The organism is Priestia sp. YIM B13490 (assembly GCF_042787735.1).
GTDB classification, from domain to species: Bacteria; Bacillota; Bacilli; order Bacillales; family Bacillaceae_H; genus Priestia; species Priestia megaterium.
Genome location: NZ_JBHZOT010000016.1, coordinates 25,660 through 42,380 on the forward strand (window position 1 = coordinate 25,660; position 16,721 = coordinate 42,380).

A 16,721-nucleotide genomic window follows, 5' to 3' on the forward strand; every position below is an offset into this window, starting at 1 on the left:
AATATAAATAAATAAGTTTAACTTAAGACTAACTTGTAATTCCAAATTTTCCAATAGGACGATTTTCCCCTCATACAATAACAAAAAAAGCAGCCTCTATTTTCATAAATAGAAGCTGCTTATATCATATTCTAATCATCCTACATAAAAGATCCATTTATCGTTATTATTGAAGTTTTACTAATCACTAAATTTCCTAAATTATCGAAAACTCAATATTATAACATACTTTAGAACACTTGAGGAGGGGAAACTTTTTTCCCCTCCCCTACTCTAAAAAACTCATATATGATAAAGATGATTCCTACAGCAATATAGGATCACTCATAGCTAAATATACTTGTTTTGATATATTTTGCTAATTTTTATTGAATTATAAGACTACTTAACGCTATAATAAAACTAACAAAAACGTGCGGATAGAAAAAAGACTTCAACTGTTTAAGTAGTGTACGGACACTCTTAAACCGTTCCTCCTAGTTACGGTAGGAAAAACACTTGTCGAAGCCTCTTGTTAATAGAGTTAGTTTTTATAAAATAAAACTTATGGCTTTATTTTATACGAAATTGACATCTATTTCAAGGGCTTAGTTCATCAAAATCACGGCATTGTTTTCCTTTCATAAGGGAGACAGTGTCTTTTTTGTGTTCCCAAAAGGAGAAGATGAACAAATGACAAAGCTCTTTACCTGCTATTTACAAGATGTAAATACCTTCAATGGACGATTCACATGGTTATGGAAAGAAAAACCGACCCTTCGTAAAAAGAAAGAAGCGTTTTTAGAAACACTTCGTACTCATTTCAAAAAACAACAATTGGCCTTACATAAAGTATTCCCTAAAAAACGTATGGAAATGTTAGATTACGTGATTTATAACCTTGTCGCTACAGGTATTCAAGCAATTCAATCCAAAACACTTATGCAGAAATTTGATGTATCTCAAAGTACCGTTTCTCGCTTTGTAAAATCATTAAAGGAAACACCTTTTATGATCGTGGCACGTTATATCAAAGAAGATACAACAGGTGCTCACCCTGATAGCTATGTATTTATCCTTAAAAGCCATACAAATTTTGATCAAATTTGTGAGGAGATCTTTTTTGACCATGACACAACAGGTATCCAAACGCTTCAACAAGAAGAAATGACAACTCCTGTGACAACTCCTGTGACAAGTCCAGAAAGTGCCGAAAACGTTGATACACCAAGCTTTGAGGACGAAAAAACATCGTCCCCCTTTATTAACCTTGATTTACCTAAAAATCATTTAAATAATCATTTAATATCTGCTTCTCAGTCATTTGCTTATATCAAAGGTGTGCCTAAAAAAGTAAATCATGTGTACGCAGGTAAATATGGTCATCAACTAAAAGATTTTTATGCTCGTATTCAAAATGCAGCTAAAGCAGTAAAACGAGATACAGAGATTGAGATTGTGAAAGAACACGTACATGAAGTCGCTTATACAGCTCTTGTAAGCTTAGATAAATATGTCCATGAGGCAAATCATAAGGGTACTCCCCTATCCCTGGATGAAATGTGCCGCCTTGTTTATCAAATTGCCTACAATCAATTTAACAATCTACTAAAAGGGAATACTGAAGAACAAGCATCTGAGTCAGACATACATACTGAAGCTAAGACAGCCCTATTTACGCCTAAACAGATCATCCGTAAGGAAATCGTTCCTGCTTGGTTACAAGCTGAACAGGAGCAAAAAGAGTGTACACAAGAAGAAACTATTTCTCTAGATCAACAGCTTGAAATGATTCAATTAAAACAAGATTTAGGGCAAGAACTAACACCAGAAGAAGAAAACGTACTCCAAGAGCACAGTACTACGTACAGTTCGTTAGAAATGGCGCAACTGAAGCAGGATCTAGGACAAGCTTTAACACCTGAAGAACAGGCTTTATTACACGAACATGCCCAATTACAGGACACCGTTTCGTAATCAAAAAGTGAAGAAATCCCTTGGAAGCTGATGTTTACTAAGAGTATTATTATTTAGAACATACTTCTAAATAACTAATATATAAATCTATGTAGGAGGAGATCACGATGCCACATAAAATGACCCTAACAGGTTCTGCGACAGGACCACTACGAGAATATGATCGCTACGTTGCCTTTGATATGCGTGAAAAAGGTTCACCTTCTGCGCCGAAAGGTCTGAAAAAGAGCACCTTTATTTCGTATACCGTGTTTGTTGCCAAGAAAGCCTTCAATAAAACCGGACTGACAAAAAAGAGTATTATGCATGAAAAGATCTTAGTTCAAGGGGAACCAACGTTAGATATTCCCATTGACGAGTGCCCTGGAGAAATTGGTATCATCTGTTTCCAGATTACCGTTCTCCCGAATAAAAACGATAAAGAAGCCAATGATTCAAACAATAAAAAAGAAGCCAAACAGGAGGTTGCTAAGGCTCAACAAGAGGTTGCAGCTACTAAGCAGGAAGAAAAACAAGAGCCTGTAGGAAAAGAAGCGAAAACTGTACAGCCAGAAGTGAACGAAACACCTATTCAAGAGAAAAAGGCTGCGCCACAAAAGAAGCAACAACCTATTCAGCCAAAAGGGACAAAAGATGTTGTGAGTTTTGAGGACATTATCGTTCCTGAAGCCTTCTTAAAGACACGTCCAAACCCTGTGAAAACAGAAGAAGTCGTTGAATTTGTGAAGCGTACAGGACACCTTGACAAACCATTAACAATTGAGAAAGAAACGAAGGTTTTAAAGGATGGCTATCGTCGTTATATCGTGGCCAAAACCATGAAAATGGACAACGTTCCTGTTGTCTATGACTATCAAAAATAACGTATCCTCTAAGGAGGCAGCTATGAATACTAACTATATGTCAGACTATGGGCTGCAAACATGGGCTTATCATCTAAGCATGAGTTACCCTTTTGATTTAGAGTATTTATCGCCAGATGATCGACGATATAATATTTACGTGGCCACTTTAATTCCAAAATTAAATATAGATGAAGATTCTATCCAATTCTTTGAAGATTATATACGTTTTGACGTAATGGTTGGGACAGGAGAACATACTTCCAGAGAGACGCTGGACATTTCTATTATTTCAGATGATATGCCAGAATTTGATCACAGAAAGTTTGAATTTGCCTATGAGAAGCCACGTAAAGCAATGGTATTCACCGGTTGGGAAAAAGGCCCTGTTGAGTTAAATCTTCTTCATATCTACCGTGAGGATTCAAAGTATTACCTAGATACAGAGATTGTTTATATTGGGCAGGCATTTGGAGAAAATGGAGAGCGCCTTCCTGCTGAAGAGTTAATGTCTGATCCTAAGTTACAGAAGGTAGAAGAAGCTATTTTACGTGAATATCCAGAAAAAGATCTAGCCCTTCTATTATTGGAGTTCAAATCACAATTATTAGAGGAAATAGACAGTGAGGACGAAGATCTACTCGAACTACAAGAAATCACAAAGAATCCGCCTCAGGAATTAAATAATCAAATCATAGATGTAACGGAAGCAGCTCTAATTAATTATTTCAAACCTGAGTACAATGAGAAGTTCAACATTGATTTCCCTAGTATAGAAGATTACGGTTTACATTATCGTTCCGTAAACGTACAGATTCACCCTGATATTATGGGATTAAAGCTATTCTCAAAGGAAAAGACATACTTATCAAATGAGCGCATTGTCTCTCCTCTTTAATTAGGTTATGAAAAATAAAAAGAATCCATTTTGAAAAGAGATAATCGAAATGGATTCTTACCTAGTATTAGATATAATTATTTCCCTAAAACGCTTTTATAAAATTCCACATAATTATCTACGTTTTTATCCATTGTAGTAATCAGAGTATTCATTTCATTACTTGTCGGATCAATCATAAGTAAGTGTAATAAGAAGTACATTGATATAAAACAAAAGTGGTTATGTGCATATGTTCTAAATGATGCCTTACTGCTCTTAAATGAGGATGAACTATCTCCATGAACTCGGTCATTTCTCATAGTATACAATATCCCATGAACCAACAAATGCATTTTATCTACAAGATCGACTGTAATTTCTTCATCATTATTATTAGAATCAGGAAGCTTTACAGAATCTTTTTTAAGATACACAAGGAGGAACCTACTTCCGTCTCTAATAGAATAATCGTAATCCCTTTCATTAAAACCGAACTTCCTAAATGAACCTTCTATTATTTTCTTCATTTTTTGATTGTGTACAACGGTAACTCTACCTTTTTTTTCTGAAGCTAATAACCTCTTTAAGACTAATCCCCCATTATCCTCAGCATTTTTTGACCCATCATATCCTTTAAAAATACGGGCTTGCAAATACTGGCCAGTGATTTGAGGTATATTTTCCAGTAGTTTGTTGAAAAACATTTCAGCTTTAGCGTTTTGGCTAATTATTTCGACCCATTTATCAATACCTTTATCGAGTGATGCCTTCAAATTATTTGAATTAAACAATTTACCCGAATATTGATCAAATGCACGAAAAATAAAATCAAATGCAAAATTTGGATGTATGGGCATTACATCTAATGCATCAATTATAAAAGAAACAGCAATATTATGATCTTTATCCGATGAGTAGCTTATTGGGTGTGGTAGGAATAATTCGTTACCCTCTTCTTTAAAACATAGAATCTTGTTTTCATAATCTTTTTCTTCTTTAAATGGTTGGACATTGGGCCAGTTCTTAATATATTCATGCCGCATTTGGCTGAACGATGTGGTACTACTCGTCATAAATAGATTCACTCCTATTTAATTTTATATAATTTATTACAAGGATGAAGAAGTGACCTTAAGATATTTTCAATCTTAAGCCTCTGTAAAAGCTCGAACCCACAATCTGAGTAAAAGGCCTTTACAATGTAAATTTTTTTCAATAATTAAAGTCTTTACTACTATTACTATAATAATGTAAAATTGGAACTTTTAAAATCTATAATTTTAATTTATGTATTTAATCATGGTTAAATTTTTTAGAAATTTAATTATATTCTTTTCTTTTTTTTCCTAACAATAAACTTCCCTCTATCTCAACAATCTGCTCCTTTAATGGAAAAACTAATTGTCACTCTAGGGTTCCTTAATCAATCTTTCAATTCTACATATAAAATATTTTATAAAGAGCTTCTTGTGCGAAACAGGAGGCTCTTTTACGTTGTATTACTTCTCATTTAATTTCACATGGAAGATAAACTAGCATCTTTTAGTTGGACACTAATTGAACTAAAAATGGTTACTAGTTGAACTTGAGGCAATCTAATGATAGGTTCTCTTAATCTTTTAAACCTATGGGAAAGAATAATGGAGTTAAGTTTATCTTTAATTGAACTTAAAGGATAAGATTTTCTTATTTTTCACGAAACGCACGATCTGATATATCAGATCGAATTATCTGATACGGTATAAATAGAAGTAATATCTGATACGTTCTGATACATAGCGTGCGGATTGATTACAGAGCTGTTTTTGGTGTGTTTAAATAAATAAATGTGATGAAATCATCCGATACATAAAGGATAGACTATCTGATACCTGTAAAAAATAAGAAAAATTGATTCCTTTTAAATAAGGTTTAAAAATTATCGATTATTGAAGGATATCAGATGCGTGTCAGATAATTTTATGAAACGCACGATCTGATATATCAGATGAAAGTATCTGGTGCGTTATAAGTGGATGAAGTATCTGGTGAGATCTGATACATAGCGTGCGGATTGATTGCAGAGCTGTTTTTAATGTGTTTAAATATACAAATGCGTTGAAATTATCTGATACATAAACGACACGCTATCTGATACCTGTAAAAAATAAGAAGATATGATTCCTATTAAATAAAGGTTAAAAAATTATCGATTATTGAAGGGTATCAGATGCGCGTCAGATAATATTAAAGGAGAGAGAGGTGGTTTTTTATGGACAATGCCTTTGAAGTTGAGATAGGTAAGAGTAAATATAAGAAACCCTCAGAGGTAGCGAAAATATTTGATATGCCAGAAAGTACGTTAAGAAAATACTCAAGGGTATTAGAGGAAGCTGGTTATGTTTTTAGAAAAGGCGAGAAAAGAATGCGCCTATATAGTCCTGCGGATGAATTAGTTCTGTACAAGATGCTTAAGAGGATTAAAGAAGAGGATGAGGGTTTAGCGAAGGCAGCTGCATTTGCAATAGATGGTCAAGACTCAAAGGTAACTGATACGGATCTGATACAGGGTGTATCAGAAGAAGTTGCAGCAACGGTTCAAGAAGAATCTTTACAACCTTTTCTCGAACAGGTTATTAACAAACTGACATATATCCAAGAGAATACAGTGAGCAAACAGGAATTTAATGAGCTAGTAAAACTAACACAAAAAGCATTGGATGAGAATGTAGAATTAAGACGCCAAAACAAAGAAAAAGAAGACCAACTAGACTTTGTGTCTGAAAAATTTGATCGTGTTATAAATCTCGTAGAACGTAATGAACGTGAAAAGGACACAAAGAAAAAAGGTTTTATGTCACGTTGGTTCAGTAGTTAAGTAAACGTGTAACTGGTTCATCTAGTTCTTATATAAATGGTGGATATATTATACAGGCGAATGATATACTAAAAAAGGTTAAGCGTTTTAAAAATTTCAACATACTAACATCTACTTTTTTTATCGTTGTAAAGAAGAAGATCCTATTTTCAAACAGGATCTTCTTCTTTTTATATAAAATGTTTAAAATCATAGTATATCCGCAACAAAGACCGCCCATTATGTATTAGTGTATAAGGCGGTCTTAACTGTATTCATGCTATATGATTATGACAAAAATATCGACATTATTCTAATTCTGTATAAGCAATATACATATACTTTTTGTTTTATAGTTTAGTATATGCTGTAAATGAAATTTTTTGCAGTTTTTTTCCTGCAAAAACGAATAGTTTTTTCGAATGCGTCAATCCTTTATAAAAAGGAGCGTGTTTATATGCCTAAGATAACCAAAAAGAGTAAATTAGGAAAATACTTAATTGAAAAGGGTTATACCCAAACGAAAACCGTTAAAGCAACTAATTTAGAAAGAAGTACAGTTAGTAAGATTTATAATGATTCAAATTATATCCCATCAGGCACAACGATAAAAAAGATTATGAACATTTTAAAGAAACTTGATCCCAAAAATAAAATAGAGGACTTTTTTAATTTTTAAAAAGCACATCTAAATTAATCGATGTGCTTTTTTGAATTTCGTGTATAGTTTTTTTCAAAAAGGTGCATCCGGTCGCCCCATTCGCCTCTCCGGCTCAGCTTCCTTACAGATTCCAAAAATAGCTCTAATACGTACATAAAGCCTGTATTAACGCAGTAACACTAACGCAGTAGATACTGATTACCAAACGAAGTAGTTATTCTTTTGATACCAAGTAGCTACCGCAGTAAGGTTGCCTGTCCACTCTAAAAATAATACAGAACTTTTACTCCGGTAGATGATCTTTAAATAATGATGGTATACATCCTTAAGTAACAAAAAAGCTCTCAGCATATTTCATCTTAAAACAGTAGTAATAACGATTTTTATAATGACATCATACTACTTACAACCTATAATTAGCAGTAAAATAGTTCTAATTCAGGATATGGATAGAGATGTATGAGGAGGAAATGGAAAATATAATGAAAAAAAATCTAAAAGAGGGGAAGGATATAGTAGAGGATTTCAGTAAAGATTTTGATCAATTTATAATTGATACAGCAGAAGAAAACACTTTGCAAATAGTATTAAGAGGGCATTTATATATAGAACGTGAAATTACCACATTTTTAGAATTAGCATTAAAAGAACCTCAGGAGGTTATCACAGAAAGAACCTTTTACGGAAATAAACTTAGTCTAGCTTATGCTTTAGGTATCTTATCTAAAGATGATAAAATCTCATGTAAAAATCTAGGCGAAATTAGAAATTCTTATGCTCACAAATGGGGTTTTGAAGTTAAAGAAGTCGACTTTGACAAATTAGTGAGTAGTTTTAAAGGGGATTTAAAAAAACACTATGAACTATTCCGTAATCCTAATCATAGTTTAGCAGCAAGGTTAGCAGCAGCCATAGGCGTAATGTTTCTTCACCTTCGATTGTTAATTGAGAAATATAAGAATAGTAAAGAGCTTGAATCAATCATAATAAATATTGGTGAGACTGAAATGCAGAGGATGTTATTAAATAAAGAAAATAGAGAACTGGTGAAATACATTGGGGAAAATTATAAGCTTTGAATAGTATGAAAATAAAGATAGTTTATCTCTGTAAACCAACTGTCTTTTATATAACGTCTAATCAAATTAGGAGGTTTGTCCATGGAACACACTCTAAAAGGTAATGGATCAGTAAAGTTTGACAAGGGACTTGAGTTAACAGGAGACTTCTTTATTGAAGGGATTTTAGGAGAGATATGGAATAAGAGACAAAACCTTTTATCCTTAAATGTAAAAGACAATTCAGTAAATCAACACCTTAATGATTTCCCTTTTTTTCCTTGGGTCTTTGAAGGTACAAGTCGTAAAGGGATAGTCATAAAGGCTAATGGTATGGCTTTGACTAAACACGGTTATAGTACAAATGAACAAGGTCAACTTACTAATAAGTTCAGCTTTAGCATCCTTGAGATTATAGTAGGCGATGCCTCTGGTTTTGATTATGTTGAATTTTTAATTCCCAATTTTTTAATTGGTTTTGATATTCTTGTAAAGCAAGGAGATAAACAAATAAGAAATATGACATCTTTCACCCTTGAATACAATGAGATAGCTTATTCCCTTGAATTAATAGGTGTAAATAATCCTATTGCCAAAAAAAATGAAATTATCAGCAATAATAAAGATCTAGTGACCGTTCAGCTGAAAGTGAAGAGAGCAAATGGAAGAATAGATTATGAGGAGGCAAAGGAGGTAGTTGAACTTGTCTTAGAGCTATGTACTGTAGCTTATGGAGGAAGAGTCAGTTGGGGAACCTGCTTTGGTATTCTAGATGAAAACAAGTCTTTTCAAATATTTAGAGATGTTCCATTTGCCCCCTTAAAACCTTCTAGACAATTAATGCCTGTGAACCTTTACCATGTTTTATCAGGGCTTATCATAAATTGTTTTCCTTTGTATTCAAAATTAGATAACGAGCAAAGACTTAACTTTATGAAGCTGATAGAAGGAATCCATCTTTCTACATTACAGTTAGTGTTTCCTGCTCCTTTTGTAAACCTAGGATCAATAATTGAGGAATTCACTAACTTAGAATTGGAGGAAAAAATAACACATTTTGTAGGTAAAACGGACCGACGTGCATTACTACCAAAGTTTAAGGCATTTATTGAAGAAGATGTAATGGGACTATTAGATGAAAGTGATAAAATTTATTTCGAAGAGGGTGAGCTAAAGCAAAAACTAAGTGGTTTACTTGGAAGGACTTTGCGTTCTAGGATTATAAGTTTAATGGATTCTTTTGAGCTAGAATATGAAGAAGATTTAGTGGGGCAATTTGTAAAGAAAAGAAATGCTGCTGCGCATGGTACCTACAAATACACCACAGGCGATTACCAAATTTTTTCTACGATGGCAGCTTTATTAGAAAGAATTGCATTAATGAAAATACAATATAAGGGTCAATTTCTTGATTGGTCTACAAGTCCTCCAGAACATAAAAATATGTAATTATAAAAATTGTACTCTGGAGAATGGTAAGTGAGGGCCTCTACCAGGTTTCTAAATAAAAGAATAGAGTGTTGTTACTTATCAGTGTGTAATGTCTACAAAGTATAGGATTATCCTAAACTAGTGAGAGTTAGGAGGGGGTTTCAAACATGGGTAAAATGAGATACCATAGAGCTTATTTATCTATTTCAGCTAGTGGTCCCTTGTTAAACAATGAAATAAGTAAGCTCTTAGATGAAACGAGTTCAGATATGAGATACCGAGCACTTGCCAAATTAGCATATACAACCGCAGATATAGATTACCTTGAAAAAAATTGGGCCACCGAAAATTATGATACTGCCCCAAACGAATTGCATAAAAGACTTCAAAATCCTTCTATTGCCGAATTTAGAAGAGAGCTCAAAAATATAGGTAAGTGGTTTTCCCAGTTCTATGAAGATCAGAACTGGGAAGGAGGCTGTCTTACTTTTACTTTTGCCGGACATGGACGTGAGGCAGATGGAGCTTTAGTGTTGGAGGATGGCGACATTGAGTGGCGCACTTTTTTAGATGAGTTGCTAAAGTTAGTTCCAGATAATAATGAACATAGATTACGAATAAATATATTGTTAGATTCATGTTATTCTGGCATGTTTTTAACTGAAACCCATTATGCTATGCGTAATTATTACACAGATAAATTTTTTCCTTACTATTCTGCTGCATCGAGTATGATTGATGAAGTTGCAAGAGAGTATAGGTCCCTAGGTCATGGCTTATTCACTTATTGTTTTTCAATAAGGAGTGAAACTCCAGAATCTTTTATTGCCACAGCAATTCAGCCTGATAATACATTCGGCCCTTCCCTTTCTTTGGTAAGAGGACCTTATGGTTGTTCATTTTTAACTCAAGGTACGCAGAACCCAGTTATAATTGATGGTGACAACATGGAGTTATGTGGTGAGTCTATAGAATTATATAAGGAAGATAACTTAATTCCTTTAGAGGAGTTACATACAAAAATGAGAGAAATCAGAGCAAATTTCCGATATTTATTTAGTGGATTTAATTTTCCTAATGGAATGATGTACGGTAGTGGTCGTATAAAAAATAGCGATATAGAAGAAGATTTAGAACGTAAAAGAGAACTTTATGAATGGGGATTGAAACACGTAATGAAAAAAGAATAAAAAGATGTACTGGATGCTATTGATAAAGAGTTAATCATTGAACAAGACCCTAAACATATTATGCTATATATGAGAGTATTCAGTTATTTTGCTCATATCTTTCAGGGAGGGCAAATTTATCAAAATGAACATGACACTAACAGAAATATTACAATTGGTCATTGCACTGATTTCAGTTATCTTTGCCTTTTTTACTTATAAGATTGCAAAGAACTCTTTAGTGGTATCAAGAAACGCATTAGCTTTAACTAAAGAAATATCCGACATTTCACAGCGTTGCATTATTTATCCTATAGATTTTGACTTTCCAAATGGAAAAGGTCGTTTAACATTTGAAAACAACGGTGTAGGACTTGCCTTTAATGTAAAGGTCTTTATGTATGTGCGAGACAGGGAGAACATACACACTGATCATGTAAAAAAGAAAGCCTCTGGTTCAAAAGTTATTAATCCAAACTCGAAACAGAGTTATATCATTGATCAAGAAGCACTTTCCTTTTCCCTTGAACCAGAGACACCCATCTCTATATTTTGGGAAACTCTCAGTGGAGCTAAATATGAAGCACAATGGGTATGGTCCCAAGATTCCTATGGTGAGGTAGATTTTATACTATTAGAAGAAAAGAAATTAAACTAAACTAATTATAGAACAACCAAAAAGGACGTTGCTTATTAAATGCAACGTCCTTAAATATATCAAACATCAATTAAATTACTTTAAACTAATAAAGTGCTATGTGCAAACTCAAGTAAAATGTGTTTCGTATCGAATTGATCTTGTAAAAGGTAGGGTTGCAGTTGAATGTGGCGGAAAACAGTATCATCCTTCACTCGTGCAAAAGCACATGATCAAAAGAAAGATGCTTATTTGAGGAAACAGAGGTATAAAATACTGTAATTTCCCTTATAACTTGATTTTACATAGTTTAATACTCCTCATAATCCTTATTTTATTAGATTTTTAGTGAATACCCATCCCTCTACTTCTTGTTTATTGCTATCTCGATACAATACTAAGGACCAATTCTTTTTTTTATGTAAAATAATTACCGGTTTATTAGGTTGAATAGTACCAATTTTTCCTGATTTTCTTTGTCCTGAACGATAAACGAGTGTTTCACGGTTTGTAACACGTATATAATTCATTGCATGTTCGGCATCTGGATAGTTTAATAGGACATTAGTTTTTAATTCTTTTACTTGGGCTTTTGGTTTTTCCTCGGATTTTACTTCTTTTTTTTCTTCTATAAAATCTGATACGTGCCATACAGTTTCCTTTATCACATCTTCAATAGCAGGGATGAAGGAAACACTAATTACAAACAGAATATTTCTAAGAATGAGGTATACAAATGGTGATTTTTCTCTTAAAGAACTAGGAAAATCAAGCACTTTCGTAGCCCAATTATCAAAATGGTCCTTTAGCTTTTTTTCACTCTCCACTCCCTCTAGAGCAGAGATTTCTTGTTTGATAGTTTGTTGGACTTCTTCATCCTCCCAATAAGGAACAAAGTCATCAATAGTTATAGCCGGAACTACTTGAGTATGATGACTCGCACTTATATTCAATCCAGTTGCTATGGATTGTAACATCGATCTTTGTTCGGAACTGAAATAAGAAGCTGTCTTTGGCAAGTTATTAATTTTAAGATTTAGCATCTTTCCAGTCGATCCTAAAATCTGTTGTTGCTCAGCTGTAAAGATAGTAGCCATTTTGGGTAACCTATCAAGTCCTAAATTTAACCCTTTTCCTACTGACTTTAAAATCCTTTGTTGTGCAGGTGTAAAAAGGGAGGATGACTTTGGGAGATCAGGCATTTTAAAGCCTAGACCTTTACTTGCCGATTTAAAGATTTCAAGTTGTTCTTCAGTAAAAAAGGAAGCTCTTTTTTGCATATCTAGAATATTGATCTTTGCTGAAATTCCTTTACTTGCAGAGGTAAGCATTTTCTGTTGTTCCTCAGTAAAAAGAGAAGCTTTTATTAAAGGTATATCCATACTAAGACTTTTGATTTGTTCTTGAACTGGTTCAAGTATTTTAGAAAAATCAGGCACTACATCTGAAATTATTTTTTCCATATCTTTGATACCTTTTTTCCAGTGTTCAAAGTGTGGATCATCGATTAGGTATTCTTTCTTTTTCGAGCCTACATCTTCATTTTTATTTTTCATTTTATCGCCTCCCTATTCTTTTGATTTATTATACTATTTGCATATCGAAAAAACTCATAAAGAAAACCTATTGCTCTTTTATACAACAGGTTTTCTTAAATTTATTTCAATGTAAGGGAAAAAAGTTTAACAATATAACTTATATACTCTTCTTCATGCCACATTCTCTGCATTCGCGTAAGAAAACGCCACCTTTTACGGAGTTTTTGAAGTCAGCTGAATTGCAGTTATCACATCGTCCACTTTGTTTATCTGGATATTCGGCATAATCATATACTTTAGTGAGATCTATTTCTTGCTGCTGTTTCTCTTCCATGTTGATCACTCTTTTCCAATTGACTTTTATTAGATTACCACAAAAATTGAAGCTGGAATTATTTTATGTAAAACGAACATCAACTAGTTCACTTAACCTCATTTTATTTTTCAATTCAAATACTTCATCGATAAAAATAAAGAGATCCCCCAGGGAATCAACAAATTGGATGAATCCTGTATCGGTTATACTTTGCCCATTCTTATAATATGTACGGTATACTTGTTTATTTGTATGTAATGCTTCAATCAAGTTGATATTGATTTGTTCCATTTGCTCTTCTGTTAATAGAGGTTGAGGTACTTCTGCTTGCTTGTTTATAACTTCCTGCAATCCTGTGTATTGTTCGGGCATACTCGCAAACGGGCGCCATTTTTTCATTCCTCTATCGTGATTCATGATATCATCCTCCTTTAAGCTTTATGGCCGCCAATAAGGCCGTTTCGGTAACGAGCTGTTGAGTGATCCAGATAACTTGAAGCCCGTAGCACACTATTCTTCCCATAACGCATTCGAATTTCATCAATCGTTTTCGCAAGAGCATAGGCTCTTTCACGCTGATCGATATCCTCAAATAAGCTCATTTGCTCCTCTTTTTCAATGCTTGTATTTGATAAGGAGATCCCAATGGAGCGAATCGGCATTCCATTGTCATATGTATGTAAGATGGTTAAGCAATAAGGAAAAATATCTTGGCTTAAGTTTGAAGCTCGCCCCATTTTCTTTTGTCTTGAGAAGCCTCCACCTGTTTGTTTGCTGTAGCCAATCGATAAATGGATCGTTTGAGCTACCACTTGATGCATACGTAAACGAAAACACACATCATCCAAGAGTTCTAACAACAATAACTCCACTTCCTTTCGGTTTGTATAATCGCGAAATAGAATCTGACTCTTTCCAAAAGAACGAGAACTAGGAATGTAGACATCAGAAATGCGACTAAAATCAATCCCATTCGCATGTTGGTGGATTTCTTCCCCTAGGACACCAAATTCTTTACGTAACATCTCTACAGAAGAAAGAGCGAGTTCTTTTATGGAGTCAATGCCCAAACGGTTCAAGCGCCTTTCCGTAGCAGACGAGATCCCCCAGAAATCCTTCATTGGATGAATGGCCCACAACTTAAAGGGAATATCCTCATATCGCCAATATGCAATCCCTGTTGGGCTATTCTTGGCCTCATGATCTAAGCTCACCTTTGCCAGTAAGAGATTCGGACCGATTCCTGCGGTAGCTGTCAGCCGTGTCTTGCGATAAATCTCGTTGATGATTTTATGGGCTAATTCTTCTGGTGTTTTAGCGAATAAATGCAAAGAAGCTGTCGCATCAATAAACAACTCATCAATGCTATACGCATGAAAGTCTTCAGGAGCCACATACTGTAACACCAAACTCGAAATATAGTTTGAAGCCTTGATATATCTCTCCATGGATGGATTCACCACATGGATATCTTTCCTTTTAGGAATTTCAAAGAGCGACTTCCTGTTTTGATCCCTTCTTTCTTTAATAAAGGTGTGGCAGCTAACACAACAGATCCCGACCGTTTGATATCTCCTACAACAGCAAGCCTTGTTTTCAACGGATTTAAACCCCGTATGACAGATGAAACCGAAGCGAAAAAGCTTTTCATGTCGATGCAAATAATGACTCTGTTTGGTAGCTGCCCATAATCCATTGGAATAACTCCTTAAATGAAGAACGTTTGTTCCTTATTTTACACGAACAAACGTTCTTTATTCAATGGAATATCATACCTTTTTCCGATTGTTGCTATCAGTTATATGGCGTTTATTGTTACATATGGGTAGCTTTTTTGTGAGAATTTACAGAATAAATGCTAAAGTAGAAGAATTTGTTTTTCTATTGTTATAAAAAATGAATAAGAGTAAAATAATAATTAAGTAAGAGTTAGTGATAGAGGTGATATTTTGGAATTGAAGTTGTTTTACCGTACCCAGAGGGACTTGGCTATGGCGTTAAATCAACTGGTAGATGCGTATTGGAGCGAGGAAATAAAGGAAACGCAGTTGATTAATGGTGTCAAAAATCTATATGAAAATAATGAAAATAAACTTATGAAAAATAATCAATTTACAACAGTACTTCAACAGCAATGTGGAAAGAGAAGATTAGCTGTTGTAGAACGGATACTGGAACTAAAATAGTTTTAGTATTTTGTGAAAGGTCGGATTGAATGAGAATGGAATTAGAGTATTCTTCTGTTTTAACGGGTGCTTCTTTTTTACTATATGAATTTAAACAAGTAGTAAACCTGAAGGAGCAAGGACATTCTGATCAAGAAATCAGAACTAAAGTAATAACAGAAAATCTTTTTCAACATGAGAAAATATCTAGCTTAAAGAGAGGACTTCCATCAATACTACGGAGAGTAAATGCCCTAGATGAAACGTTAAGACAACTTGTCTTAGAAAGTTCTTTGGAAGTAGTAAAGGTCATTAACCTTTACGCTATTATGAAAACAGATCGTCTGTTTTTGGAATTTATGGAAGAAGTAATTAAAGAGAAACTTAAAATGGGTGATTATCATCTAGAGAAAAAAGAGCTAAATACATATTTCACTGTAAAAGCAGAGCAAAATGAGCATATTGCAAATTGGACCGAAGTGACTGTTCAAAAATTAAGACAAGTGTATATTAAAATCCTTCTTGAAACAGGTATTTTAAAAGATAAACGCTCAGGGGAACTAAATCTTCTTATAATAGATGAACAAGTAAAAAGGCATATCATACATATCGGAGAACGTCGCTATGTTAGTGCAATAGGTGAATGAGAGGTAAAAATGTGGCTAACTTAAATCGAAGACTTGATCAGATCATCCCAAAAATTCAGCAGGATAAATTTATTGATGGTCGTGGTCTTGGGAATGAAATAAGTTTTTATGTTTTTGATTACGAACCGGCAGAAGAACTCGTTGTTCGAGACTATGTCAAACACATAAAAAAAGAGTTCAACTATGAGGGGTCCAATCGAAAAATCATCGAATTTGATCTATATAAAATGATGTTGGATATAGCAAAAGAACGCAAGGTATTTGACCGTATTTTCGATATGGAAGAAAGACAAGGAAAGCAAGCATTGTTTAAAGCAATGACAACATTTGCGAAACCAGACATCTTTCTACAAAAGATACAAGAACAGATAAACAAATATAATATCGTTTTCATAACAGGAGTGGGAAAGGTTTATCCATTTGTTCGCTCACACAATATTTTAAACAATTTGCAAGAAATTTTAGATAAAACACCTGTTATCATATTTTTTCCTGGTAAATATGATGGACATTCACTTCAGCTATTTAGCAAGTTTAAAGATGATAACTATTACCGAGCATTTCGCTTAGTCGATTAACGAATAG

Annotated in this window: 16 protein-coding genes and 1 pseudogene; 12 read left to right on the plus strand and 5 right to left on the minus strand. The window is 33.9% G+C overall.

What is annotated here, in order from left to right; genetic code table 11:
* Positions 1–672 precede the first annotated feature (672 nt).
* The 3 genes from ACFX4R_RS26110 (at position 673) to ACFX4R_RS26120 (ending at position 3,696) form a co-directional block, all read left to right on the plus strand.
* Positions 673–1,956: a replication protein gene (locus ACFX4R_RS26110; RefSeq protein WP_377571081.1), complete on the plus strand. Its 1,284-nt coding sequence runs from the start codon at positions 673–675 to the stop codon at positions 1,954–1,956.
* Positions 1,957–2,063: 107 nt separating this feature from the next.
* Positions 2,064–2,819 carry a plasmid stabilization protein gene (locus tag ACFX4R_RS26115; RefSeq protein WP_377571084.1) on the plus strand — a complete coding sequence of 252 codons (756 nt, stop codon included), beginning with the start codon at positions 2,064–2,066 and terminating at the stop codon, positions 2,817–2,819.
* 22 nt (positions 2,820–2,841) lie between these two features.
* Complete coding sequence (locus tag ACFX4R_RS26120) at positions 2,842–3,696, plus strand: hypothetical protein (RefSeq protein WP_377571087.1); 855 nt, start codon at positions 2,842–2,844, stop codon at positions 3,694–3,696.
* Between the two features lie 77 nt (positions 3,697–3,773).
* Here the strand turns inward: ACFX4R_RS26120 and ACFX4R_RS26125 are convergent, their stop codons facing one another.
* Positions 3,774–4,751, minus strand: coding sequence for a hypothetical protein (locus ACFX4R_RS26125; RefSeq protein ID WP_377571090.1), 978 nt, complete (start codon positions 4,749–4,751; stop codon positions 3,774–3,776).
* Between the two features lie 1,178 nt (positions 4,752–5,929).
* Here ACFX4R_RS26125 and ACFX4R_RS26130 point away from each other — a divergent pair.
* From ACFX4R_RS26130 to ACFX4R_RS26155, 6 genes are all read left to right on the plus strand, one after another.
* Positions 5,930–6,535, plus strand: a complete 606-nt coding sequence (locus ACFX4R_RS26130) for a hypothetical protein (RefSeq protein WP_377571093.1) — start codon at positions 5,930–5,932, stop codon at positions 6,533–6,535.
* Positions 6,536–6,971: 436 nt separating this feature from the next.
* Entirely contained in the window at positions 6,972–7,193 is a 222-nt protein-coding gene (locus tag ACFX4R_RS26135; RefSeq protein WP_098590582.1) for a helix-turn-helix domain-containing protein, read from the plus strand.
* A gap of 452 nt (positions 7,194–7,645) precedes the next feature.
* Positions 7,646–8,254 carry a hypothetical protein gene (locus ACFX4R_RS26140; protein ID WP_377571097.1) on the plus strand — a complete coding sequence of 203 codons (609 nt, stop codon included), beginning with the start codon at positions 7,646–7,648 and terminating at the stop codon, positions 8,252–8,254.
* An 81-nt stretch (positions 8,255–8,335) separates the two neighbouring features.
* Entirely contained in the window at positions 8,336–9,682 is a 1,347-nt protein-coding gene (locus ACFX4R_RS26145) for a hypothetical protein (protein ID WP_377571100.1), read from the plus strand.
* A 149-nt stretch (positions 9,683–9,831) separates the two neighbouring features.
* The gene (locus ACFX4R_RS26150) at positions 9,832–10,854 is read left to right on the plus strand and encodes a hypothetical protein (protein WP_377571103.1); all 1,023 of its coding nucleotides are present in this window, start codon (positions 9,832–9,834) and stop codon (positions 10,852–10,854) included.
* 124 nt (positions 10,855–10,978) lie between these two features.
* The gene (locus ACFX4R_RS26155; protein ID WP_377571106.1) at positions 10,979–11,491 is read left to right on the plus strand and encodes a hypothetical protein; all 513 of its coding nucleotides are present in this window, start codon (positions 10,979–10,981) and stop codon (positions 11,489–11,491) included.
* Positions 11,492–11,799: 308 nt separating this feature from the next.
* Here the strand turns inward: ACFX4R_RS26155 and ACFX4R_RS26160 are convergent, their stop codons facing one another.
* The 4 genes and pseudogenes from ACFX4R_RS26160 to ACFX4R_RS26175 all read right to left on the minus strand — a co-directional run bounded on the left by ACFX4R_RS26160 (position 11,800) and on the right by ACFX4R_RS26175 (position 15,020).
* Complete coding sequence (locus ACFX4R_RS26160; protein WP_377571109.1) at positions 11,800–13,026, minus strand: hypothetical protein; 1,227 nt, start codon at positions 13,024–13,026, stop codon at positions 11,800–11,802.
* A gap of 139 nt (positions 13,027–13,165) precedes the next feature.
* Complete coding sequence (locus tag ACFX4R_RS26165; RefSeq protein ID WP_377571112.1) at positions 13,166–13,342, minus strand: DUF8096 family protein; 177 nt, start codon at positions 13,340–13,342, stop codon at positions 13,166–13,168.
* A gap of 63 nt (positions 13,343–13,405) precedes the next feature.
* Positions 13,406–13,741: a YolD-like family protein gene (locus ACFX4R_RS26170; RefSeq protein ID WP_377571115.1), complete on the minus strand. Its 336-nt coding sequence runs from the start codon at positions 13,739–13,741 to the stop codon at positions 13,406–13,408.
* A gap of 14 nt (positions 13,742–13,755) precedes the next feature.
* A pseudogene (locus ACFX4R_RS26175) lies at positions 13,756–15,020 on the minus strand (Y-family DNA polymerase).
* Between the two features lie 265 nt (positions 15,021–15,285).
* On the opposite strand from ACFX4R_RS26175, the gene ACFX4R_RS26180 reads away from it, so the two are divergent.
* From ACFX4R_RS26180 to ACFX4R_RS26190, 3 genes are read left to right on the plus strand one after another with little or no spacing between them, the layout of a single operon-like run.
* The gene (locus ACFX4R_RS26180) at positions 15,286–15,510 is read left to right on the plus strand and encodes a TIGR04540 family protein (RefSeq protein ID WP_377571147.1); all 225 of its coding nucleotides are present in this window, start codon (positions 15,286–15,288) and stop codon (positions 15,508–15,510) included.
* A 29-nt stretch (positions 15,511–15,539) separates the two neighbouring features.
* On the plus strand, positions 15,540–16,136 hold the full coding sequence (locus ACFX4R_RS26185) for a DUF1819 family protein (protein ID WP_377571118.1): 597 nt from the start codon (positions 15,540–15,542) through the stop codon (positions 16,134–16,136).
* 11 nt (positions 16,137–16,147) lie between these two features.
* Positions 16,148–16,714: a DUF1788 domain-containing protein gene (locus ACFX4R_RS26190; RefSeq protein ID WP_377571121.1), complete on the plus strand. Its 567-nt coding sequence runs from the start codon at positions 16,148–16,150 to the stop codon at positions 16,712–16,714.
* The last annotated feature ends 7 nt before the right edge of the window (positions 16,715–16,721 follow it).